Source organism: Herbaspirillum sp. Her3 (assembly GCF_057961275.1).
Genome location: NZ_CM176328.1, coordinates 3,391,508 through 3,414,892, shown reverse-complemented (window position 1 = coordinate 3,414,892; position 23,385 = coordinate 3,391,508). Strand labels below are relative to the sequence as shown.

At 59.2% G+C, this 23,385-nt stretch carries 19 protein-coding genes; 13 read left to right on the top strand and 6 right to left on the bottom strand.

Annotated features, from left to right (window positions below; translation table 11 throughout):
- Positions 1 to 7: 7 nt before the first annotated feature.
- The 7 genes from ACVC5H_RS15515 to ACVC5H_RS15485 all read left to right on the top strand — a co-directional run bounded on the left by ACVC5H_RS15515 (position 8) and on the right by ACVC5H_RS15485 (position 8,882).
- Complete coding sequence (locus ACVC5H_RS15515) at positions 8 to 1,417, top strand: undecaprenyl-phosphate glucose phosphotransferase (protein WP_489618724.1); 1,410 nt, start codon at positions 8 to 10, stop codon at positions 1,415 to 1,417.
- Positions 1,418 to 1,509: 92 nt separating this feature from the next.
- Entirely contained in the window at positions 1,510 to 2,466 is a 957-nt protein-coding gene (locus ACVC5H_RS15510; RefSeq protein WP_489618723.1) for an EpsD family peptidyl-prolyl cis-trans isomerase, read from the top strand.
- 70 nt (positions 2,467 to 2,536) lie between these two features.
- A complete protein-coding gene (gene epsE / locus ACVC5H_RS15505) occupies positions 2,537 to 3,328 on the top strand; it encodes a polysaccharide export protein EpsE (protein ID WP_489618722.1) in 792 nt (263 codons plus the stop codon).
- Positions 3,329 to 3,403: 75 nt separating this feature from the next.
- Positions 3,404 to 4,801 (top strand): chain length determinant protein EpsF, encoded by a 1,398-nt coding sequence (gene epsF, locus ACVC5H_RS15500; RefSeq protein ID WP_489618721.1) that lies wholly within the window; start codon positions 3,404 to 3,406, stop codon positions 4,799 to 4,801.
- Positions 4,802 to 4,849: 48 nt separating this feature from the next.
- A complete protein-coding gene (epsG, locus tag ACVC5H_RS15495) occupies positions 4,850 to 5,728 on the top strand; it encodes a chain length determinant protein tyrosine kinase EpsG (protein ID WP_489618720.1) in 879 nt (292 codons plus the stop codon).
- Positions 5,729 to 5,754: 26 nt separating this feature from the next.
- Entirely contained in the window at positions 5,755 to 7,404 is a 1,650-nt protein-coding gene (gene xrtB, locus ACVC5H_RS15490; protein ID WP_489618719.1) for an exosortase B, read from the top strand.
- Between the two features lie 83 nt (positions 7,405 to 7,487).
- A complete protein-coding gene (locus tag ACVC5H_RS15485) occupies positions 7,488 to 8,882 on the top strand; it encodes an O-antigen ligase family protein (RefSeq protein WP_489618718.1) in 1,395 nt (464 codons plus the stop codon).
- An 89-nt stretch (positions 8,883 to 8,971) separates the two neighbouring features.
- Here ACVC5H_RS15485 and ACVC5H_RS15480 read toward each other — a convergent pair whose 3' ends face one another.
- Positions 8,972 to 10,375, bottom strand: coding sequence for an Atrophin-1 multi-domain protein (locus ACVC5H_RS15480; RefSeq protein WP_489618717.1), 1,404 nt, complete (start codon positions 10,373 to 10,375; stop codon positions 8,972 to 8,974).
- A gap of 499 nt (positions 10,376 to 10,874) precedes the next feature.
- Here ACVC5H_RS15480 and ACVC5H_RS15475 point away from each other — a divergent pair, with 499 nt between their 5' ends.
- The 4 genes from ACVC5H_RS15475 (at position 10,875) to ACVC5H_RS15460 (ending at position 15,921) form a co-directional block, all read left to right on the top strand.
- A complete protein-coding gene (locus tag ACVC5H_RS15475) occupies positions 10,875 to 12,065 on the top strand; it encodes a glycosyltransferase family 2 protein (protein WP_489622710.1) in 1,191 nt (396 codons plus the stop codon).
- A gap of 46 nt (positions 12,066 to 12,111) precedes the next feature.
- Entirely contained in the window at positions 12,112 to 13,236 is a 1,125-nt protein-coding gene (locus tag ACVC5H_RS15470) for a WecB/TagA/CpsF family glycosyltransferase (protein ID WP_489618716.1), read from the top strand.
- Positions 13,237 to 13,357: 121 nt separating this feature from the next.
- Entirely contained in the window at positions 13,358 to 14,494 is a 1,137-nt protein-coding gene (locus ACVC5H_RS15465; RefSeq protein ID WP_489622709.1) for a nucleotidyltransferase family protein, read from the top strand.
- Positions 14,494 to 15,921, top strand: a complete 1,428-nt coding sequence (locus tag ACVC5H_RS15460) for a mannose-1-phosphate guanylyltransferase/mannose-6-phosphate isomerase (RefSeq protein ID WP_489618715.1) — start codon at positions 14,494 to 14,496, stop codon at positions 15,919 to 15,921. The genes ACVC5H_RS15465 and ACVC5H_RS15460 overlap by 1 nt, the downstream gene beginning before the upstream one ends.
- 71 nt (positions 15,922 to 15,992) lie before the next feature.
- Here ACVC5H_RS15460 and ACVC5H_RS15455 read toward each other — a convergent pair whose 3' ends face one another.
- The 5 genes from ACVC5H_RS15455 to kdsB all read right to left on the bottom strand — a co-directional run bounded on the left by ACVC5H_RS15455 (position 15,993) and on the right by kdsB (position 22,117).
- A complete protein-coding gene (locus ACVC5H_RS15455; protein ID WP_489618714.1) occupies positions 15,993 to 17,342 on the bottom strand; it encodes a capsular polysaccharide export protein, LipB/KpsS family in 1,350 nt (449 codons plus the stop codon).
- Between the two features lie 25 nt (positions 17,343 to 17,367).
- Positions 17,368 to 18,798 (bottom strand): lipopolysaccharide biosynthesis protein, encoded by a 1,431-nt coding sequence (locus tag ACVC5H_RS15450; protein WP_489618713.1) that lies wholly within the window; start codon positions 18,796 to 18,798, stop codon positions 17,368 to 17,370.
- Between the two features lie 121 nt (positions 18,799 to 18,919).
- A complete protein-coding gene (kdsA, locus tag ACVC5H_RS15445) occupies positions 18,920 to 19,759 on the bottom strand; it encodes a 3-deoxy-8-phosphooctulonate synthase (RefSeq protein ID WP_489618712.1) in 840 nt (279 codons plus the stop codon).
- 91 nt (positions 19,760 to 19,850) lie between these two features.
- Complete coding sequence (locus tag ACVC5H_RS15440; RefSeq protein ID WP_489618711.1) at positions 19,851 to 20,798, bottom strand: KpsF/GutQ family sugar-phosphate isomerase; 948 nt, start codon at positions 20,796 to 20,798, stop codon at positions 19,851 to 19,853.
- Positions 20,799 to 20,836: 38 nt separating this feature from the next.
- On the bottom strand, positions 20,837 to 22,117 hold the full coding sequence (gene kdsB / locus ACVC5H_RS15435) for a 3-deoxy-manno-octulosonate cytidylyltransferase (protein ID WP_489618710.1): 1,281 nt from the start codon (positions 22,115 to 22,117) through the stop codon (positions 20,837 to 20,839).
- A 36-nt stretch (positions 22,118 to 22,153) separates the two neighbouring features.
- Between kdsB and ACVC5H_RS15430 the strand changes: the two genes are divergently transcribed.
- Together ACVC5H_RS15430 and ACVC5H_RS15425 are read left to right on the top strand one after the other, a co-directional pair.
- Entirely contained in the window at positions 22,154 to 22,516 is a 363-nt protein-coding gene (locus tag ACVC5H_RS15430; RefSeq protein WP_489618709.1) for a hypothetical protein, read from the top strand.
- Positions 22,517 to 22,814: 298 nt separating this feature from the next.
- Entirely contained in the window at positions 22,815 to 23,342 is a 528-nt protein-coding gene (locus ACVC5H_RS15425) for a serine acetyltransferase (RefSeq protein ID WP_489618708.1), read from the top strand.
- The last annotated feature ends 43 nt before the right edge of the window (positions 23,343 to 23,385 follow it).

Sequence of the window (23,385 nt, the reverse complement as noted above, 5' to 3'; positions counted from 1 at the left end):
CCCCAAAATGACCGACCTGCATGATGGCCTGCCGTTGGTCAACGTCAAGCCCAATACCATCACCATGGTATTCAAGCGCTTCGTCGAACCGGCGCTGATTGTCGCGTATCTGTGGGTGCTGGTGCGTATGCATGGGCATCCCTTCGTCGGTGACTACTGGGTGCTCGCCATCATGGCCTTCTTCCTGTCATCCTATTTCTTTACCGAGTTTCACCAGCGCCGACTGCGGCGCAATCCCAAAGGGCCGTCGTCGTTCGCGCCCGTCATGGATTGGATTGCCGTGGCAGCGGTACTGGTGCTGGTGGCGTACATCTGCGACTTCTACCAGAACCTGTCGATGCGGGCGATCTTCTTCTGGGTGGTCACTACGCCTGTCGGCCTGGTCGTCTCCCAGCATTTGCAGTCGCGCGTCATGCGCGACCTGCACACCAAAGGGGAAGTGCGCAAGGCGATCATCATCGGCGTCAATCCGGCCGCGCTGAAGCTGGCCGACCGCATGGAAAAGTATCCCTCCCTGATGATCAGACTGATGGGATTCTTTGACGACCGTGAGCTCAATCGTCAGCCCGCCGGCACCTATACACCCCTGCACGGCAAGATGACCGACGTGGCCGCCTACGTGCGCGAGAACAACATCAACATGGTCTACATCAGCATGCCGATCTCTGCACAACCGCGCGTGCTGCAGATGATCGACGAGCTGCAGGACACCACGGCGTCGATCTACTTCATCCCGGATATCTACATTTTCAACCTGATCCAGGCGCGCTTCGACTACGTGGGCGGTATGGCCGTGATGGCCATCTGCGAGACGCCCTTTACCGGCACCAACAACGTCGTCAAGCGCTTGAGTGACCTGGTACTGGCTTCCGGCATCCTGCTGATGCTGCTGCCGGTGATGATGGTCATCGCCATCTGCGTCAAGCTGACCTCTCCTGGTCCGATCATCTTCAAGCAACGACGCTACGGGCTGGACGGGGAAGAAATCGTGGTCTACAAATTCCGCTCCATGACGGTCATGGAAGATGGCGGCAAGGTCACGCAGGCCACCAAGGGCGACATGCGTCTGACCAAGATCGGTGGCTTCCTGCGCTCCAGCTCGCTGGACGAATTGCCGCAGTTCTTCAACGTCCTGCAGGGACGCATGAGTATCGTCGGTCCGCGTCCGCACGCGGTGGCCCATAACGAACTTTATCGCAAGCAGATCAAGGGCTACATGCTGCGCCACAAGGTCAAGCCGGGCATCACCGGCTGGGCCCAGGTCAACGGCCTGCGCGGCGAGACCGAAACGCTGGACAAGATGAAGGCACGCATTGAATTCGATCTGGAATATTTGCGCCGCTGGTCGCTGATGTTTGATCTGTGGATCATCTTCCAGACCGTGCGCATGGTGATCAAACGCGACAACGCTTACTGATGGACCACGCCTCCTCGCAGGGGAGGGGGGCGACATGCACCGGCCGAGACTGCCGGCAACAAGTGACAGAGAGAAGAAGAGAGCTTGCGCAAATGAAAAATGGGAAGGCAGCGGTTTCACTGCATCACGGTCTCGCCACGAAGGCGCTGGTCTCGGCCATGCTCTTGATGGCATTGGTCGCTTGCAGTGAAAAGAAGGCATCGTCCGGTTCCAGTCAGGTGGTGGCCAATGTGGATGGTCAGGAGATCACGATCCACCAGGTCAACAACGAACTGGCCAAGACTGGGGGTACGCAGGTCACCAAGCAGTTGCTCGATGGTTTGGTGGCACGGCAATTGCTCGTCAATGCAGCCAAAAAGGACAAGCTCGATATCGATCCAGCGGTGCTGGCCGATATGGAGCGGGCGCGTAATCTGGTGCTCGCGCAGAGCTACGTCGCAAGGAAACTGAAGGCCCCGGCGCGTCCGTCGGAGCAGGACATCGAAGACTTGTATCGCAAGAACCCCGACTGGTTCGCTCAGCGCAGGCAGTATGAGTTCTCTCAATTGATCATTGCCGGTACGAATCTGACGCCCGAGCTCAACAGCTTGATGGAGCAGCCGGGCAAACGGCTGGAAGATATCGTTTCGTGGCTTGATGGGCATCGCGTCCAGTACGCCCGTCAACAGGTCGTCAAGACCTCGGCCGACCTGCCGCCGCAGATGAATGCCAGCCTCAAGAACATGGAGCGCGGTGCACTGTTTGTGGTGATCGAAGGCCCGACCGCGATCCTGACGTCGTTGCAGGACATCAAGAGTGTGCCGGTCTCGCTGGCCGTGGCGACTCCGCAGATCCAGCAATATCTGATGGCCCAGAGGCAGAGTCAGGATTCCGAGCAACTGGTGGACCGACTCAAGAAGGATGCCAAGATCGAATATTCGGAACAGGCCAAGTCATTCAAGGATATGAGTGCTGCGCCTGCCGATTCCGTGCCGGCCGAACGGGCCGCGCAGGAGGAGCCGAGCGTGAACAAGGACGCGATTTCACGTGGCGTGGCCGGTTTCAAGTAAGGAAGTGTTGATCAACATCCGGGCGCATGACGCCTGAATCAAGAACCTGACGTACTGCGGAGTAATGACAATGATGAGAAAAGTGGTGTTCCTGTTGGTTGGCCTGATGCTTGCCAGTTGGAGTTTGTTTGCCCAGGCCGACGACATTCTGCTGGGCGCCGGCGATGTCATCCGGGTGAAGGTCTACGGCAGCGACGATCTCTCGCTGGAAACCAGAATCAGCGAGGCTGGGGTGATCAGCTATCCGCTGGTGGGCGAGGTCAAGATCGGCGGATTGTCGACAGCTCAGGCTGAGACCAAGATTGCCGGCTTGCTGAAGAAGGGCGGTTATCTGCTCAATCCTCAGGTCAATATTCTGGTGACCGTTCCCCAAAGCCAAATGGTCTCGGTGCTGGGACAGGTCAACAAGCCCGGGCGCTACTCGCTGGACGGCAAGCGTAACGTGGCTGACGTCATTGCGCTTGCAGGAGGTGTAACGCCCGATGGCGGTGATGCTCTGACCATCGTGCGCAATGATGGCAAGACCGTGACCAAGCAGCTGGTCGATATCTATGCGATTACCCACAGCGGCGACACGAGCGAATTGCCGGAGGTCAAGGCAAACGATGTGGTCTATGTGGAGCGTGCCTTGCGCTTCTATATTTACGGCGAAGTGCAGCATCCCGGCATGTACAGGTTGGAACGCGGTACGACGGTCTTGCAGGCCTTGTCGGTCGGCGGCGGCTTGACACAGCGAGGAACCGAGCGGGGCCTGATGGTCAAGCGCCGGGATCCGCAAGGTAACCTGCAAGAAATTGATGTGAGGAAGGACGACTTGTTACAGGCAGATGACATCGTCTACGTCAAGGAAAGCTGGTTCTAAGCGCGGTAGCGCCTACGCAGCAGCAAGTGTTTTTTCGTTTAGCTATCGAAGACGCCAACCAGGAGGCGTAACCCCATGAATCTATCTCAATTTCTTTTGATCCTTCAGGCCTACCGCAAGGTAATCCTGCTCATCGTCTCGATCACGGTGCTCGTAGCCCTGGTGGTCAGCTTGGTGTTGCCCAAGCAGTACAAGGCAACTTCCTCTGTGGTGCTGAACTACAAGGCATCTGATCCTGTGACCGGCCTTGTGGTCGCGCCGCAGGCATTGCCGGGTTTCATGCCGACACAGGTGGCCATCATCAACAGCCCGTCGGTGGCGCTGGGCGTGGTGGATAGCCTGAAGCTCGTCGACCAGCAGGAAGTCAAGGATGCCTATGCCGATGATGACCACGGCGATTTGGACATCCGCAATTGGCTGGCCGGGCTGCTGCTCAAGAAGATGGATGCGGTAGCTTCCAAGGAAAGCAGCGTCATTGACATTACCTTCAAGGCACAGGATCCTCAGTTTGCCGCCCTGGTGGCCAACGCTTTCGCGGCCTCGTATCAGAAGGTAAGCATGCAGCTCAAGCTGGATCCCACCCGCAAGGCTTCGTCTTATTTCAATGATCAGGTCAAGGTCTTGCGCGATGCCTATGAGCAGGCCCAGGCAAAGCTTTCGAAGTACCAGGAAGAGCACGGTATTACGAACATCGACAACCGTACCGATGTAGAGACCAACCGCCTCAATGATCTGTCCACGCAACTTGTGATGGCTCAGGCGGCTTTGTCAGAAGCCGAGTCGCGCCGTCGTCAGGCTGCGGCAGGCGGCACGACGGAGTCGCCGGACGTCAACGCCAATCCGCTGGTGCAAACACTCAAGACCAATCTGGCAGCATCGGAGGCGCGTTTTGAGCAGGCATCCAAGCGTCTGGGCGTCAATCACCCCGACTATCTGGCGGCCAAGGCGGAACGAGACGGTCTGCGCTCACAGTTGAGTGCGGCCACGGCGTCGATTTCTTCCTCGGTGGGCACCAATGCCACCATCCTGGCCAAGCGCGAAGCCGAAATCCGTGCGGAGTTCGAGGCCCAGAAGCGCAAGGTGCTGGAGATGAACCGTACCCGTGACGAACTATCCGTGCTCAGCCGAGAACTCGATAGCGCACAGCGTGCCTATGAGCTGACCTCGCAACGTTTCGCGCAGACCAATCTGGAAGGCCAGTCGAATCAGTCGGATATTTCCCTGCTGTCGGCCGCAGTACCGCCCCCTCAGCCGTCCAGTCCGCGTATTTTCCTCAACCTGATCCTGGCCATCTTCGTCGGCGGCATCCTCGGGGTCATCGCGGCTGTGGGTCTGGAACTGGCCAATCGTCGAGTGCGTTCCGAGCATGATCTGGTGGAAGAACTCGGCTTGCCGGTACTGGGTTTGATCTCGCGCCCGCCGACTGTGCAACGCCGTCGCCGCTTCTGGTTTGGGCGTGCCAAGGCAGCCTGAGGCTGGGCTATTTCTTCGCTAATAAAAAAACGATTCTCCGGGAATAACATGACTACAGCAACCTTGACACTCACCGAAGGCACGGCGCTGCCAAATCGCTCGATCGGCGCCATCCTGGTCGATAGCGGCAAGCTTTCCCCAGAGAACGCTGAGCGTATTCTGCGTCTGCAGCGCGAGCGTGGTCTGCGTTTCGGGGACGCGGCGGTTCAGTTGGGATTGCTGACCCAATCCGACATCGAGCAGGCCCTCTCGCGCCAGTTCGACTACCCTTATTTGCTCAAGGGCGAAAGCAAGGTCAGCGAAAAAGTGGTGGCGGCCTACAACCCCTTCAGCAAGCAGGTGGAAGCGTTGCGCGCGCTGCGCAGCCAGTTGATGGTGCGCTGGTTCGATGTCGATGCAAAGCATAAGTCGCTCTCCATCGTCAGCCCTGAAAGCGGGGAAGGGCGCAGCTTCATTGCCTCCAATTTGGCCGTCGTTTTCTCTCAGCTTGGCGAACGCACTTTGCTCATCGATGCCGACATGCGCAGTCCTTGTCAGCACGAGTTGTTCGGCCTGGATAATCGCAATGGCTTGTCTGGCGTGATCGCAGGTCGCTGCAGTGCCGCTGATGCGTTACAGCGCGTGCCCGATCTGCTGGACCTGTCGGTGCTGCCGGCCGGCCCGACGCCGCCCAACCCGCAGGAGTTGCTGGGACGTCCCAACTTCACACAATTGTTGAATGATCTGGCTCAAGACTATGACGTCATCCTGGTGGATACGCCTTCGGGCATTCACTATGCCGACGGCAACATGATCTCAGCCCGTACGGGAGCCAGTCTGGTCGTGGTAAAGACCAACGCGACCCATATCTCGGCCGTACGCGCACTGACTGAGAAACTTACCAGCGCCCACGTTGCGGTGGTCGGCAGCGTGGTCAACGAGTTCTGAGAATCGTCCTTCGTGCGAGTGACGAGATGACTGCCGAGACCCTACGCCCGACCATGCCTGAACGGCGCTTTTCTGGCCTGCCCTGGCTGCTGCTGGTGGCGGGACTGGCGGCGATGTACATTCCCAGCTTCGTCGACCTGTTCCGTGGCGTATGGGGGACCGAGCGCAATGCGCATGGCCCCATCGTGCTTGCGGTGGCTTGCTGTTATATGTTCGTGCGAGTAAGGCAGTTGCGGGAGGAAGGTCTGATCGAGCGCAAGCCGGCTCCGGTCCTCGGCAGTCTCTTCCTGTTGCTGGGCCTGGTGTGCTTCGTGCTGGGTCGGTCACAGACGGTTCTGTTCATGGAAGCGGGTTCGCTGATCCCCATCCTGATCGGTATCGTGCTGCTGCAGTTCGGATTGCGTACCTGCCGCCGGCTGTGGTTTGCATTTTTCTTCATGATGTTCATGGTGCCATTGCCGGCTTCGGTGGTGGACCTGCTGACTCAGCCGTTGAAGATTGGTGTGTCGTATGCCTCCGAACTGATTCTGCGCGAGTTTGGTTATCCGATTGCGCGTAGCGGGGTGATCCTCTACATCGGGCCTTACCAACTGCTGGTGGCAGATGCCTGCGCTGGTCTGAACTCGCTGTTTACGCTGGAAGCGCTGGGATTGCTGTACATGAACCTGGTGCGTCACCAATCCTTGTTCCGCAACCTGGTGCTGGCCGTGTTGATCGTGCCGATCTCCTTTACTGCCAACACCGTGCGGGTGATGGTGCTGGCGCTCATCACGTTTTATATGGGAGATGCAGCCGGGCAGGGCTTCTTGCACGGGTTCGCAGGGATGTTGCTGTTCCTGGTGGCCTTGGGCCTGATCATGGCGCTCGATGGATTGCTGCGCTGGATAGCCGTACGGTATGCCCTATGGCGCGGTGTTGCCGTACCTGAAGCTTTGCAGCGCCAGCGTACGGGCGGCGCCCGAGCTGACGACCGGGCCAAGTTCATCATGAATCCAGGGCTGGCGGCAGTCGTCGCGCTGCTCATGGTGGCGTCCGTCGGTGCGGTGCAGTTGCTCATTCCGCACGAGGTCAACGTCGTCAAGAAGGCCAAGTTCAACGACATCATTCCCTCCCGTTTTGGGGACTGGCATGAGGTCCCTTCTCCCTTCCTGCAGGTTACCGTCAACATTGAAGATGGAACGGATCGCAGTTCGGACCAGCCCTATGACGACGTACTCGCCCGTACTTACGTCAACGGCGAGGGGCAGATGGTGATGCTGGCCTTGGCTTATGCCAGCGAGCAGACGCAGGACGTGAAGATCCATCTGCCGGAAGTGTGTTACGTCGCACAGGGCTTCAACCTGAAAGGCCAGAAACGACTGGCCTTGGGGATGCCGGGAGTAAAGAAAAACGTGATGGGTTCGCAATTCATCGCGGCACACCAGAACCGCGTGGAGGCGGTGACCTATTGGGTGCGGATCGGAGACGGCTTCCCCAACGGCGGGCTCGCCGCGCGGCTGAAAATCTTTGAAGACGGCATGGCCGGACGTGTATCGGACGGCATTCTGGTCCGCGCCTCCAGCTTGCTGGAGGAAAACGACAATCAAGCGAATGCTTTCGCGTTACAGCACCGTTTCCTGGAAGACTTGCAGACAGCAGTGGGCAGAAGCAGTCCAGGTTTGCTTGTGCCGGTGTGATGGCTCAATGAAGGCGGTGCAGGTTCTTCCCGGTACGTGGGCATGCGCCAGGCAAAGGTCGGCGAAAAGCCGAGGACAATGATATGAAAAAAAGTAATCTGGACTCATCACAGATGCTGGTGCTTGGGGCAGCGGTGATGGTGGCTGTGCTCATTGGCATGGTCTTGCCTTTGGTGACGGGCTTGCTGGGCGACAGCTATGCACGCTTGGCCGCCGTGCCAGTCTTGTTCCTGCTGGCGGGCGTCTTCCTCTTCAACAAGCGGCTGCTACTGCTCGTGGTGCTGTTGCTGCGGTCTTCGGGTGACATCGTACTTGAATCCACCCGGGTGGGCTCCACCGGGACCTCGGCAGGCTTGGGAGGTGCCATCAACGGGTTGATCGTCCTCATCGCACTGCTTTATTTCATTGAAAAGCCCAAGCTGTTGCCGCCCAAAGCGGCACTGGTCTGGCTCATCTTGCTGGTAGTGGAAATCGCAGGCCTGGTGGTATCACCTAACGTGGCCAGCGGTATCAAGACCGTGCTGCCGATGTGTTCCTATTTTGCGGTGTTCGTTTGCGCATTTTATGTCGTGCGCACACCAGAGGACTTCCGCTTCATGGTCCGCGTGATCATTGCTTCGTCAATTATTCCGGTCATTTATGGTGTGATCAGTACGGGGCTCAACGCCGGCGGCGGTTTCAGCAATTTCCGTCTGCAAAGCACGTTTACGCATGCGAACATTTTTGCATTTTATCTGACGCTGGTAATTTCCTTGGGCTTGTATGTGCTCAAAAGCCCGACATTCAGCTTGAGTCCGCTGGAGCGGTATTGCTTCACGGGCTACGTGGGACTGCTGTTCGTGATGCTGCTCTTGACGCAGACGCGTAGCGCATGGGTAGCATGTTTGGTTTTATTCGTGTTGTACGGTGCTCTGTTTGAACGTCGCTATCTCATCTACATCCTTGTCCTGTGCGTGCTTGCCTTGCTGGTGCCGAGTGTGCAGCAGCGCCTGCTTGATCTGGACGCAGGTAATACGGTCAGTGGCTACGGCCGCCTGAATTCATTTGCATGGCGAGTTTATTTGTGGCAATCCGCGCTGGACTGGATGGCTGCTACCCACTATCTCATGGGCTACGGAGTTGAGTCATTCGGGTATTACGCCAACGTGTTCTTTCCCTTGGCAGGCAACATCGAGTGGAAGGCGCATAACGTGTTTGTGCAACTGTTCTTCGACGTCGGATTCGTTGGCCTGGTGGCGTATCTGGCTGTGTTCTACCAATGTTTCCGCGCGCTGTTGAAGCTCTATCCTAAAGATCGGCTGGCTGGCGGCATTCTGATCTGCGCGTTGGTGGAGTACCTGATCGTTTCGGCTTCGGACAATATGTTGAGTTATCTGGCCTTCAACTGGTATTTCTGGATCGCGATGGGAATGGGCTGGTCGCTGTATCTCAATATGGATGCTGGCTCCCAAAAACAGGCTGCGGGCAGCGCGCGCTGACGAGCTTGCGTGCCCGAGAGAAAACGGGCTGACTTGTATTGATGCCTCCACCTGGAGGTGGAGGCATGAAGCGGTAGTCCTTCCAGCCGTTAATCGGCCTTGATAAGTTCGGCGCCAGCAGAAGAGTTTGCGCCGCCACTTTGGGCATAAATAATCAGCTGTGGCGTATTCGCGGTCCAGGAAAACACGGTGCTTTGACCATCGCCAAGATAGCCGCTGTCGGTGACGACCTTGCCGATTAGCTTGTCGTAGATGGTCAACCGCAGTTTTGCACCTCCCTTGGTCCGGGCAGTCAGCTTGTAATTCTTGCCGATGACCGGCTTGGCCCAGTTGACGGTTTGCATGCCCCGATTTGAGTAGTTGACCGCAACCGTATTGGAACTGCTGTCGCTGAAGACTACAGCTTGGTCCCATGAGCTGAATTTGGCTTGGCCGCTACCTGACTGTATTGTCCAGGCCCCCCGCATCGATAGCAGGTTGAGGTTCTGGTTGGGTGTGAAAGGTTTGCCGTTGCCATCCACCCAGCCACTGGCACCGGTCACGCGACGCAGGGCAGCGCGGATAGTTTGCAATTCATTTCCCACGACGGCATTCCATCCGTTGGGGGCGGGATTGGCGACAGATCCAATCTCGGCGTAGATGGCAAAGGGTGTGCCGCGATTGGCATCGACAACGTAGGCGCCGTAGCGCTTGAGCGTTTCTGCGATGCGGCGCAACTCCTCGTTCGTGATCTTGCTGGTGTCGAATGAGGGTGGGAGCATCATCAACGCCCCCTCAGGGATTGTGCCGGTATTGAGTGCTTTGGCATGGGCGTCGGCCGACGTGGACGGGAATACGTATGCCGGATCGGCAGCCAGGGCATTGAAGGTCAGCGACATGCCCAGCGCATGCGGGTAATAGGCAGGCTTTGCAGCGGCTTCGTGGATGCGGATCAGGCCTGCACCAGCTGGAATGCCGGTCGCCCGTGCGCCCTGATAGTAGTGGGCCGGGTCTGGCCAGCCGCTGCCATTGAGCTTGGTCCAGGCATAAAGCCGTGCGGTCCATTTGCCGTCCTGTTGAGCCAGGCCCCAGAAGGAATGAATGATTCCGGTGGTTGGATCAACGATGTCAGCATGAGCATCGCCGCCCGGGGCGGGTGTAGTCGCAGCAGGCCAATGCGGGATAGTGATGTCGTGGAATGCTTCCTCGTCGGCGATTTTCAAACTGTTGCTGCCGGTGGGACCGGTGACGGTGACCGGTGGATCGTTCGGACTCGCCAGAAAAATACCGGTTGAATAGGCACCGTTGGTGACGAGTGGATAGTAGTCCGAAGTCGGGACTACATCATCTGAGAAAGTCGGATTGATGGGCCTGCTGTTCCATAGTGAATCCGCTGCAAAAGGTTTGAGGTAGGTACCCCATTCCTGCGCCCAGCTCGGCATGCATGTCAAGGCAGAGCAACCCAAGAGCAAGCAAAGCTTGGCGTGGCGGATCGTGAGAGATTTTCGTTGCATGAGCAATTTCCTGTGACGGTGAAGGATGGTTCGACTGGAAACCGTAGAAACCAGGCGAACCATGAGTCAGATAGAGGACATGGTTTTCGGTTCGCTATAGCGTTGAAGTATAGCGAGCTTTTATGAAGAAAAGAGGGGCGAAAAAGCCGTTTGGACGGACCTGCTACGCGATGATTTTTGCCTTGCGACAAGGTTTTAAAGGAGTGTAATAAATATTGTGCGAATGCAGCAAAAAATAGCAATGGGTTGTCGCATAATGCCAAAGTGCATAGTTTTGACGGAAAACTATCTAAGTTTCCAAGATGCTGCAAAGCAATATTAATTGCTAAGTATTGTTATGTACTCCGCTTGGGTCGAGATGCTGGAAATTCGATTGAATTACGCGCCGAAAGAGGGGCGCGAAAGAATGCGAGCTGCAGGCTCCATCTGACTTCGCTGAAAGCCGTCACGATGGCTAACGATAAAAATCCTTGATCCGAAAAGGGAAACAGAAACGATGATGTTCACGTTGCTACTGCAAACAATCTTGATCCTGGCGCTTCTGGTGCTGGCCATTCCGGTGGCAGTCCTGTTGCTGCAGGTAACGGCTGCGCGCTTTGCCCGGACACGTGCCACCGCATTGAGTGCTGCGCGTCCCCGCGTGGCAGTGCTCATGCCGGCGCATAACGAAGCCAGCGGCATTGTCGAGGTGATCGCCGGGGTGAAGGCGCAACTGCTTGCAGGTGATCGTCTTCTGGTGGTCGCCGACAACTGTTCTGACGCCACGGCCAAGCTGGCGCGAGAAGCCGGCGCGGAAGTCACCGAACGGTTCCATGAACAACTGCGCGGAAAAGGATACGCGCTCGACCATGGCGTGCGAGAGCTTGCGCTGGATCCACCGGAGGTCCTCATCATCGTTGATGCGGACTGCTACCTTGGTCCCGATGCGCTCGACAAGGTAAGCCGCGCTTGCCTGGAGTCGGGTCGTCCGGTGCAGGCGCTGTACTTGATGCATGCGCCAGAGCAATCCAGTCCGATGCGCAGAATCGCCGAGTTTGCCTGGCTGGTGAAGAACCACGTCCGGCCCTTGGGCTTCCAGCGCCTGGCCCAGCCTTGTCAGCTCATGGGCACCGGGATGGCTTTCCGCTGGGAACAGATTCGTCAGGTTGATCTGGCGACTGGTCACATCGTGGAAGACATGAAGCTCGGCGTGGATTCAGCCACGGGCGGTCAACCACCGCAATTCTGTCCTGAAGCGCTGGTCTACAGTTTCTTTCCAACCAGTGACAGTGGCGTCACCACACAGCGCACCCGCTGGGAGCATGGCCATCTGAGCGTGATCCAGAGTTACGTGCCGCGCCTGCTGTTGCTTTCGCTGAAGCTGCGCAACGCGGCCCTTGCCGCGATGGCGCTGGACTTGTGCGTTCCACCGTTGGCCTTGCTGGTGATGCTCACGGGCGCTGCCTGGGTGGTGACGCTGCTGACCGCCGTGGCCCTCGGTTTGTCGCTGCCGTTTGTCCTGGCTACGCTGCTGGTGATTGCGCTGGCTTCAGCAGTCTTGCTGGCCTGGGCTGGATTTGCCCGTGACGTGATCAACCTGGGCCAACTGCTTGGCGCATTCGGCTATGTTGCGCGCAAGATTCCGCTGTATTTCAAATTCCTTTTCAATCGCCAGGTAGAGTGGGTGAGGTCCAAACGTGACTCCGAATGACAATATCCTAGTGGAACCAGCTTCGGCTGCCGTGAGCCGTCCAGCCTTGACCAACCCGGGTCCCGATTTTTCTCGCGACGTGTACTGCATCCTTGGCCTGCCGTTTGACCTGGTGAACTTGCAGCAGGCCACCGCCCGTATGCACCAGGCCGCCAAGGAACGTCGGCGCTGTTTCCTTTCCACCCCCAATCTGAATTTCGTCATTGCCTGTCTGAAGGATCGTCAATTCCGTTCTACCGTCATCCAGAGCAATCTGTCCGTGATCGATGGCATGCCTATCGTGTGGATCGCACGTGCGCTTGGTTTGCCATTTACCGAACGGGTCTCGGGTTCGACCTTGTTCGATTCGCTGCGGATGACGGCGGGCAAGAATGGTGTTGACCCCATGCGCATCTATTTCTTTGGCGGCTTGCCAGGCGTGGGTCAGCAAGCCTGCGAAAAGATCAATGCAGACAACGGAGGTATGCTGGCCGTAGGGTACGAGACTCCTGGGTTCGGCAGTGTCGAGGAAATGAGCACGCCCGAGACCATCAGGCGCATCAACGACAGCCAACCCGATCTCCTCGTGGTGGCGCTCAACGCCAAGAAAGGCCAGGAATGGGTCCAGCGCAATCGTGATGATCTCGATGTGGCGCTGATGGGGCATCTTGGTGCGGTGATCAATTTCGTGGCCGGTACTGTTTCGCGTGCCCCGCGCTGGGTGCAGAAGTCGGGCCTCGAATGGGCCTGGCGGATCAAGGAAGAGCCCGCCCTGTGGCGGCGTTACTGGAACGATGGACGTACCCTGCTGCAATTGCTGGCTAAGGTGGTGTTGCCTGGCGCATTGGCGGCCCGCCGTCATTCAGTCAGCGCTGCCCAGTACGATGCAGCGCAGGTGGACGTCCGTCTTGAAACGGACCGCGCGCAACTCGTCCTTGGCGGCGCCATCGGCAAGCCCAACATTGATCGCTTGCGATCCGCATTGGCGCAGGTGTGGGCAAACCGCGCTCCCGTCGTGGTGGACTGTAGTGCACTCGGCCATGTGGACAGTGCTGCCTTGGGAGCGCTGATCCTGCTTTACGGCGCTTGTGCTGCCGCCCAGCGTCCGTGGACCATGGCCGGTGTATCGCCCGTCGTGCGCCGGCAGTTCGAGCTGCATTGCGCACAGTATTTGCTTGAGCCTTTGCAGTAAGGAAAACAAGTGGCATCGGCAGGCAGGACGCGGATGGCGATCCGAACAGCCGGTCATTGATCAGCGTCCCGGACGGGTTTCGTACCTCTTCGTATGACAAGAAAGGCATAACATGAAAGCGATGATTCTGGCAGCGGGCAAGGGGACCCGCGTTCGTCCCCTGACCTATGCGCTGCCCAAACCGATGATTCCCATCTTGGGCAAGCCGGTGATGGAGTATCTCATTGAGCACCTGGTGAAGTTCGGCATCCAGGACATCATGGTCAACGTCAGCTATCTGCATGACCGCATCGAGAATTATTTTGGTGAAGGCCAGCGCTTCGGCGCGCGCATTGGTTATTCCTTCGAAGGCTACGTGGACGATGATGGCCAGGTCTTTCCTGATCCGATCGGCTCGGCCGGCGGCATGAAGAAGATCCAGGAATTTGGCGGCTTCTTTGATGAAACCACGCTGGTCATCTGCGGCGATGCCCTGATCGATCTGGACATCCATTCCGCTTTGTTCGAGCACCGCCGCAAGGGAGCCCTGGTGAGCGTCATCACCAAGGAAGTCCCGATGGAGCAGGTCTCCAGCTACGGCATCGTGGTGGCCGAGAAAGATGGCAAGGTCAAATCCTTCCAGGAAAAGCCCAAGCAGGAAGAAGCCCTCTCCAATCTGGCCAGTACCGGCATCTACATCATGGAGCCGGCGGCGCTGGACCTCATTCCCAAGGACAAGTTCTTCGACATCGGCGCGGACCTGTTCCCGCTGCTGGTGGAAAAGCAATTGCCGTTCTATGCGCAGAAGCGGTTCTTCAACTGGATCGATATCGGTAACGTCACCGATTTCTGGTCGGTATTGCAAAGCGTGCTCAAGGGCGAGGTGGCGCAGATGTACGTGCCGGGCACGCAAATTCAGGAAGGCGTCTGGGTCGGGTTGAATACGCGTATCGAGTGGGAGGGCACGACCATCGAAGGGCCCGTCTACATCGGTGCGGGTTCACACGTAGAAGCGGGGGCAACCATTGTCGGCCCGGCTTGGATAGGGCATGGCAGCCATATCTGCAGCGGTGCAAAAATCATCCGAAGCGTGCTGTTCGAGTATACTCGCGTGGCTAAAGAAACCGTCTTTGAAAACAGCGTCGTCTATGGGGCTTACAGCGTCACCCATGACGGCGCGATGAAACATACATCCGAGCAAACGGACGCGCAATGGAACGATGCACGTGATCGCCGTCTCAAACCGCGCGGGACCAATCAGGAAATCAGGAGTGCTTAATGTCTAATACCAAAATCTATCCCGTCATCTTGTCCGGCGGTTCGGGAACCCGCCTGTGGCCGCTTTCACGCGCCGCGTATCCCAAGCAGTTCCTGCCTCTGGTGAGCGAGCAGACCATGCTGCAGGAGACGGTAGCCCGCGTAGGCTCTTGGGCAGAAATCCAGGCACCCGTCATCGTGTGCGGCAACGAGCACCGCTTCATGATCGCCGAGCAGTTGCGCGAGATCGGTGTGCGTCCGCTGAGCATCATGCTCGAACCACAGGGCCGCAATACCGCGCCTGCCGTGGCTGCTGCCGCGTTGCACCTGCAGCGCCTGGACCCGGAAGCGGTCATGCTGGTGCTTCCCGCGGATCACGTCATCAAGGATGTGCTGTCCTTCCATGAGGCTGTGCGCCGGGCGCTGGCGTCTGTACAGAACGGCGCGCTGGCCACCTTCGGTATCGAACCCACCCAGCCCGAGACGGGTTATGGCTACATCCTGCGCGGCGCTGCCGATACCGCGGGCACCGGTAACTACCTCGTCGACAGCTTCGTCGAAAAGCCGGACCTGGCTACTGCTACCGAATTCCTGCAGAAGGGCGGTTACTACTGGAACAGCGGGATGTTCCTCTTCAAGGCACGCGATTATCTGGCTGAGCTCGATGCACATCGTCCGCTGATTGGCGCAGCTGTCAAGGAAGCCGTGGCCAAGGCCTACACCGACCTCGATTTCTGCCGCCTTGACGAGGCCGCTTTTGCGGCTTCCCCTTCCGAGTCGATCGATTACGCCGTGATGGAAAACACCTCGCGCGCCGTCGTCGTGCCCGCCAACATCGGCTGGAGTGATGTCGGGTCCTGGAGCGCACTGCATGAAGTTCTGCCGGGCGATGCCGATGGCAACGTGGTGCGCGGCGACGTGCACCTGAATCAGGTCAAGAACACCTTGGTACGCGCCGAAAGCCGCATGGTGGCCGTGCTTGGCGTAGAAGATCTGGTGGTGGTGGAAACCGACGATGCGGTGCTGGTTGCCAACCGGGAAAAAGTCCAGGAGGTCAAGGCCTTCGTCGACAAGCTCAAGAATGCCAAGCGTACCGAACACGTGCACCACAAGCGCGTCTTCCGCCCTTGGGGTAGCTACGAGAGCGTCGACTCCGGTGAGCGTTTCCAGGTCAAGCGCATCATCGTCAAGCCGGGCGAGAAGCTCTCGCTGCAAATGCATTACCACCGTGCCGAGCATTGGGTGGTGGTCAGCGGTTCGGCCCTGGTCACGCGCGGTGAAGAGGTGACACTGCTGAGCGAGAACGAGTCGATCTACCTGCCTATCGGCGTGACCCATCGTCTGGAGAATCCGGGCAAGCTGCCGCTGCATCTGATCGAGGTGCAGTCGGGAAGCTATCTGGGGGAAGATGACATTGTGCGCTTTGATGACGTCTACAAGCGCGCCTGAGGCTGCGTAGTCCCATGAAAAAAGGAGAGCGTCGTGCTCTCCTTTTTCATTGCGCCTGCGCTGTAGCAGCCTTAGCCGTTGACCATGGCCTGGTGTGATGCCGCGACAGCGGCATTGCGCGCATACAGGGCCAGCAGCCGCTCCGCCAGCGCCGGCGCCGCCTGAATGCAGGCAGGATGCTTCCACGTGCCCTTGACGAAGAGGGTGTGGTCCAGCGCATCAAGGAACCGATCGATGCGTGCGGACATCATCTCATCCACACCAGCGGTGGCGCGCTGTACGGTGGCATCGAGCTGCGCCAGATCCTTGACCACGAAGGCGATCTCGGGTTTGGAGTAGAACGATTCACCCAGCACGACTGTCGGCTTCTTGCGGCGGACCGCCTGCAGACCCACTGAGGAATTGATGACAAAGACCATGGTGGCGCGATCCAGCAAGAGCTCGATATCGAACTTGCGCAGCCAGATGACCTCCGGGTACTTCTGACGTAGCGCGCTATAGTCGTAGCGCCCGAGGTCTTCCGGGTGTTCCTTGACGATGATGGGATAGTCAGGACCGCAGGTGCGGCGGATGGCGGCATGCACGGTCTCGAAGAATTCTTCCACCGAATGCACGAGTTTTGAATTGAGCAGCACCTGAGTATCGTCATGCACCTGCAGCGGGACGAAGGCGAATTGCTCCGGCAGCCTCACGTGGTCATTGGGTATGGCGGCGCGCTGGCGCTTGATCTTCCAGGTCTTGATGCGGCTGAAACCGCGCTGTTCCGGATACTGGGTGTAATAGGCCAGGTTGGCGCGATGGGCCAGTGCAATGCTGGCCAGTTGCGTACGCGTGAGCGGACGCAGCAGGAAGGACGGGGCGGCGGTTTCGGACTCGACCGGACCCGTCTGTGCTTGGGCCAGAACGGCGTCATAGTCCAGCGACGCCAGCGTGGCCGAGGCGTTCACTCCGGACAGGTCGGCTTGCAGCGTGTTGGCGAAATAACCGTTCTCCAGATAGACCACGGGAATGCCGTAACGCCCGGACAGCGAGGTGATGACCTGGCCGATATGGTCCTGTCCGTTCCAGACCACGAACAGATCCGGCTGCTCGTTCTCGATGAAACGACGCATGTAGCGCGCCACGGTGTTGACGCGGCCATGCCATTCGGTGAGGCTGCCACCGTGCTTGGTCTGCATGAATCCGACCATGGCCTGCACTTCATCTTGCGTAAAGACGGTCTCGACCAACTGGGTCGTGCCATCAAGCGTCTCCAGGTTGCGCGGATAAAGCTGGTCGGTATTCTTGGCCAGCAACTTGTGATCGTGCGGCAGGAAATTCAGGTAGCGCACTTGGTGGCCGTGGCGCTTTTCCAGGCAATTACCGGTGCTGAGCATGAGCGGCACGAACATGTCGGCCAGGACAAAGATGGCGATTTTCATGGTGGGCATCCGTTCGCAGTAGAGGTCATTTCTTGATTCGTTTGAAAGCCAGACGGAAGAATTCCTTGGCTGCAGCGCGCTGGAAGAGCGCCACCGTCATCAGCCAGAAGAGCAGGCCGATACCCGCCAGCAGCACGAAGAGCAAGGTTCCCGTGGCCGCTATGCGGTCGCGGCAGAGCAGGATGCAGAGCATCATGCCGACACTGGAAAGCAGCGAGGGCAACAGCGCCGACAGAAATTGCTTCAGTCCCACGCCGATGAGCCGACAGGCAAAATGGAAGGTCGGGAAGGCCATGATGATCGACACGGCCAGATAAGCCATGGCCAGCCCCTGTGCGCCGCCCTGTCGTGCGCCCAGCACATAGGCCAGAACATAAAGCGGGGTGCCGACCAGCGACAGGCGCAGCATCCATCCGGTCTTGCCCAAAGCCATGAAGACCGGTGCAGCCACGCTGGTGATGACTTGCAGATAGCCCACCAATCCCAGGAACAGCAGGATGTCCCCGACCAGCGACCACTTCGGTCCGAGGAAGACCGCCACAAACAGATCCGACAGGCTGGCCACTCCGAACATCATCGGTGCCGCTACAAAGGAGATCAGGCTCAGCGAGCGAAGTGTCAGGCTGGAGAGGTAGGGCTGGTCATCCTGGCGGCGGCTCATCACCGGAAACAGCGAGCGCACGGCGACCCACGAGATGTTCTGTACCGGGAACAGCATCAGCTTGTAGGCCAGCGAATAATTGCCGAGGATGCTGGCGCCCAGCATCTTGCCGACGACGAAGCTGTCGGCATTGCGGAAGACATAGGCGGCCATCTGGTTGCCCGCCATGGCGCCACTGAAGGAGAAGACGCTGCGCACCGAAGCCCGGTCGAAGATCATCTTTGGCCGCCAAGGAGAATAGCGCCACAGCAGCAGCGTAGTACAAGCTGCCGTCATGACTGCCTGCGCCGTCAGGCTCCACACACCGGCACCACGAAACGCCATGACCAGCGCGACGGCCAAGGAGAGCAAGGAAGCCGCCGATTCGATGCCGGCGATGAGGCGAAAGCGCGATACCCGCTCTATCAGCGCCTGGTGCACCATGGAACTGGCGGCAATCGGGAATGTAATCGCCAGTACCCACAGCACGTGTGTCAGGCGCGGCTCATGGAAGGTGGCCGCCATGAAGGGCGCGGCCAGCCAGAGCATGAGCATCAGCACCAGGCCGCCGATCATGTTGAGCCAGAAGACCGAGGAGCTGTCGTTCTCGTGCAGCTCGGCCTTCTGGATGATGGCAGCGGCCGTGCCCATGTCACGCAGGATGAAGGCAAGGTTGGTAGCAATGCCGGCCATGGCCATCAGGCCGTATTCGGACGGCGGGATCAGACGCGTCAACACGAACATGTTGACGAGCTGCGAACCGATCTTGACGAACTGGGTGACCGCAATCCAGCGGACGTTGGATGCTGCGCTCATGCCGACGCTTGCTTGAGGTCACGGCAGGACGCAGCAGCTCCGGCCTGCGGTGCCTGACGGGCGCACAGCGAGTGCACTGCGCCCGGCTCAGGATGGCTGGCGTTGATGTGCGCCCCCATGCTTAGTGCGTATCCAGTTCAGGCAGGCTCTTGACCAGATCATCCACCGCCTTGACCTGTTCCAGGAAGGCGTTGAGCTGCGACAGGCGCAGTGCGCTCGGGCCGTCGCACAGCGCCTTGGAAGGATCCGGGTGGGCTTCCAGGAACAGGCCCGCGATGCCCAGCGCCATGCCGGCACGCGCCAGCTCGGTCACCTGGCCACGGCGGCCGCCCGATGCGGCGGCACCGGATTCACGCTGCTGCAGAGCGTGGGTCACGTCGAAGATCACCGGCTTGTTGCCGCTGACCTGCTTCATCACGCCAAAGCCCAGCATGTCGACCACCAGGTTGTCATAGCCGAATTGCGCGCCACGGTCGCACAGCATGACGTTGGTATTGCCGCCTTCTTCGAACTTCTCGACGATGTTCTTCATCTGCGGCGGGCTGACGAATTGCGGCTTCTTGATGTTGATGACCTTGCCGGTCTTGGCCAGCGCGATCACCAGGTCGGTCTGGCGTGCCAGGAAGGCGGGCAGTTGCAGGACGTCGCAGACGCTGGCCACTTCGGCGGCCTGGTAGGGTTCGTGCACGTCGGTCAGCACCGGCACGCCGTGGGCCTTCTTGACCGCTTCAAAGATCTTCAGGCCGGCTTCCAGGCCCGGGCCACGGTAACTCTTGATGGAAGAGCGGTTGGCCTTGTCGAAGGAAGCCTTGAAGACGTAGGGGATGCCCAATTCCTTGGTGATGCGCACATATTCACCGCAGACGTCGACGGCGAATTGTTCGGATTCCAGCACATTGATGCCGCCGAACAGCACGAAGGGCAGTTCGTTTCCAACCTGAATCTCATTGATCTTGATCATGTTCCATTTCCTCATGCAGGAGGTTATTTTCAAATTCCGGCGCCATTGCGTTCGCGCCCGGAGAGGGAGAATACGTTGATTTGCGCCGTAATTACAGTCGCTTTGCATCCAGCAGCTTGAGCACGCCCACCACATGCTGCTGCTCATTGAGCGCCACCAGGGCGGTGATGTTCAATTCCAGCATCTTGGCTTCGGCGTCAACGAACATTTCGTTGTCGGCGACGGTCTTGGGCGAGGTGTTCATCAGGTCAGCTGCGGTGATGTGATAGATGTCCTTGCGGGCGGCCAGGGCGCGGCGCAGGTCGCCGTCAGTGATCACGCCGCACAGCTTCTGCCGGTTGCCATCGGCGCTGACCAGGGCCATGCCCAGCCCGCCTTCGGTCATCTGGCCGATGACGTCGATGATCGGGGTATCGCGCATCACCCAGGGTACCTGGGTATGCATCACATCCTTGACGCGGGTAAGCAGGCGCTTGCCCAGGCTGCCGCCGGGGTGGAAGCGGGCGAAGTCGTTGGGCTTGAAGTCGCGCTTTTCAATCAGCGCCACCGCCAGCGCATCGCCCATGACCAGGGTGGCGGTGGTAGAGGTGGTGGGCGCCAGGTTGTTCGGGCAGGCTTCGCGCGTCACCGACACGTCCAGCACCACGTCGGCATTCTTGCCCAGCGTGGAATTGCGCTTGCCGACCAGGGCGATGATGCGCAGACCGAAGTGGCGCAGCGAGGGAATCAGGCGGATCACTTCTTCGGTTTCGCCGCTGTAGGAGATCAGGATGGCCGTATCGGCTTCAGTGAACATGCCGAGGTCGCCATGATAGGCCTCGCCCGGATGCACGAAGAACGAGGAGGTACCGGTGGAGGCGAGGGTGGCGGCGATCTTGCTGCCGATGATGCCGGACTTGCCCATGCCGGAGACGATCACGCGGCCACGGGTGGCGTACATCAGTTCGACCGCCTGCTCGAATTCCTCGGCCAGGCGTTCGGCGATCATGTTCAAGGCTTGCGCCTGTTCCCGGAAGACCCGGATACCGGTTGTTCTCATGCTGTTCTCACTTGAGTCACTTTATTGGATGAGGGAGGTTACTGCGTCATGCGGCTCATGGCCTGGGCATAACCGGCAACGCTGTCATAGATGGCAGAACGGTTCTGTGCGTTCAATACGCTATCGGAAAATTCGCGGAAGGCGCCATGCCCACCGGCCTTGGCCAGCACCACCCGAGCGTGGCGCTTGACGTAATCCGGCGCGTCCCCTACGGCGACCGGCCAGCCGCAGGCGGCAAAGCCGGGCAGGTCGATGCTGTCGTCACCGATCATGGCGGTGGCCTCGGGAGTGACTTCGTAATGCGCCATGATGGCGCGGCAGGCGGCCGCCTTGTCCTTGGCGCCCAGATGGAAGACGGTGATGCCCAGGTCGGCCAGACGGCGGCGCAGCGTGGCCGAGTCGCGTCCGGAAATGACGGCCACGTTCACGCCGGCTTCCTGCAGCATCTTGATGCCCATGCCGTCGCGCACATGGAAGCGCTTCAGGCACTCACCGCTGTCGTCGTACCAGATGCCGCCATCGGTGAGCACGCCATCGATGTCGGTAATGACCAGTTTGACGTCGGCCAGGCTGCCGGCACCGAGCGCCGGGTCGGGCAGGCCGGACATCAATGCGCGTACGCGTTCCAGGCAAGCCGGGGTATCGACGCCAGGTGCGGCGTGATCGACCTCAATCACGCGGATCTGCCAGCCGGCATCCATGATGCGCAGCTGTTCCAGCATTTCGGCGCCCTCCAGTTCGCTCGGCGGTAGTCCGGGGAAGGCGGCCAGCAGATCTGCGCGGTAGGCATAGACGCCGATGTGCTTGAAATAGCGGGTCTTGCCGGTGGATTCGCGCTCGAAGGGAATGCGCGCGCGGCTGAAGTACAGGGCGTCAGCGGCGCGGTTGCGTACCACTTTGACGGTATTGGGATTGTCCGCCTCACTTGCGGTGATTGGATGGCACAGCGTGCCCGCCTGGACCTGGGGCGCAGCCAGCATGGCCTGCAGCAGCTTGCGCAGGTGCTCCGGATTGACCAGTGGTTCGTCGCCCTGCACATTGAGATAGAGGTCAGCCGGGTGATGTTGCATCACTTCGCGCAGACGGTCGGTCCCGGAAGGGTGGTCCGGCGAGGTCAGCATGGCCTTGCCGCCGAAAGCGGTCACAGCGGCAACGATGCGTTCATCGTCGGTAGCGACCACCACGTCGGCGAGCTCCTCCAGGCCTTTTACGCGTTCGTAGACATGCTGGATCATGGGTTTGCCCAGGATGTCGGCCAGCGGCTTGCCTGGCAGGCGGCTGGAGCCGAAACGTGCGGGAATGACAGCGATACAGCGCATGCCGGGCCTCATGCACGAATGGCGGCGGGGAAGGATTTGCCTTCCTCCATCGCGGCAAGGGCGTTGCTGTTGGCTTGCTGCGTGCAAGAGCGGCAAGACAAGTTTCGGAAGCTGGAAGTCTCGGGCCTGCTCGATACCGTGGTCATGGAAGCGCTTTCAGATGAGAGGGATAGATCCATTCAGAAGCATCGCCGCGCTGGCGCCGACATGCCACCCGGCTGGCCAACGCCCGGCCTCGATTCCATTGTTCAGGTCCCTGCCACCACGGCGGCCGCACTGACAGAAGCGTCGGGTTCCCCCTGCATCGTTCTTCTGGTCCGGCATGATGGCATTTGCTTTTATCATGAATCGAAGTCGGATCCGCTTCCTCCCGACCCCGCCGAACTGGCGCAGACGTGAGGAAGTGTGAGGCTTCTTGCGCCAGCTGGACTGGATCGGACGCTGAGCGAAAAGTTCCGGGCTGTTTTGCTGGTCGGAAATTTTTCGCAGCAATTAATCGCAGTTGCTGGCTTGTTCGGCAAATTTATCATATTGTTGCGCTGCACAGTCGCCTTTTTCACGGAAAACATCTGCTGAAACATGGCAAACTTTTTGTTATCAAGATGTGAAGTTTTCTTCGGCTTTGATGACAAGACGGCAAGATCGCAGCGGATGCTGAGAGAAGGTTCATGAATGACCGATTTTGAAAGGAAAACTGATGTCGCGGGACCCTGACTGGCTGGCTGACCTGGAGCGCTACAACCTGCGCCGTCCGTTCTTGAAGGAGCAATCGATCTGGGCCATCTGGGTCTATCGCTGGGGGCGACGCATCGAGGCGCGTCCGGCGGGGCTGGTGCGCAAGCTCCAGAACGCGGTGTATTGGCCTGTTTTTCGCCTCACTGAGACGGCATTCGGGATCAGCCTGCCGCGCGGCGCCAGGATTGGTCCCGGGCTGCGGATCTGGCACTTCGGCAATATCTTCGTCAACGACCAGGCGGTCATCGGCGCGCGCTGCACGCTTCGCCAAGGCGTGACCATCGGCAACCGGCATCCGGACGGCCCTTCGCCAGTCATCGGGGATGATGTCGAATTCGGTGCTTATGCTCAGGTGCTGGGTGGTGTACGCCTTGGGGATGGTTGCAAGGTCGGCGCCATGTCGGTGGTGCTGCACGATGTGCCGGCAGGGGCTACCGTCGTGGGCGCGCCTGCGCGGGTTGTCTCTGCCAGCGTAGCTGCTCCGCACTAGGCGTTATGCACTCTCCCAAGGCATCAGGGGGCGCTGCGGCGCC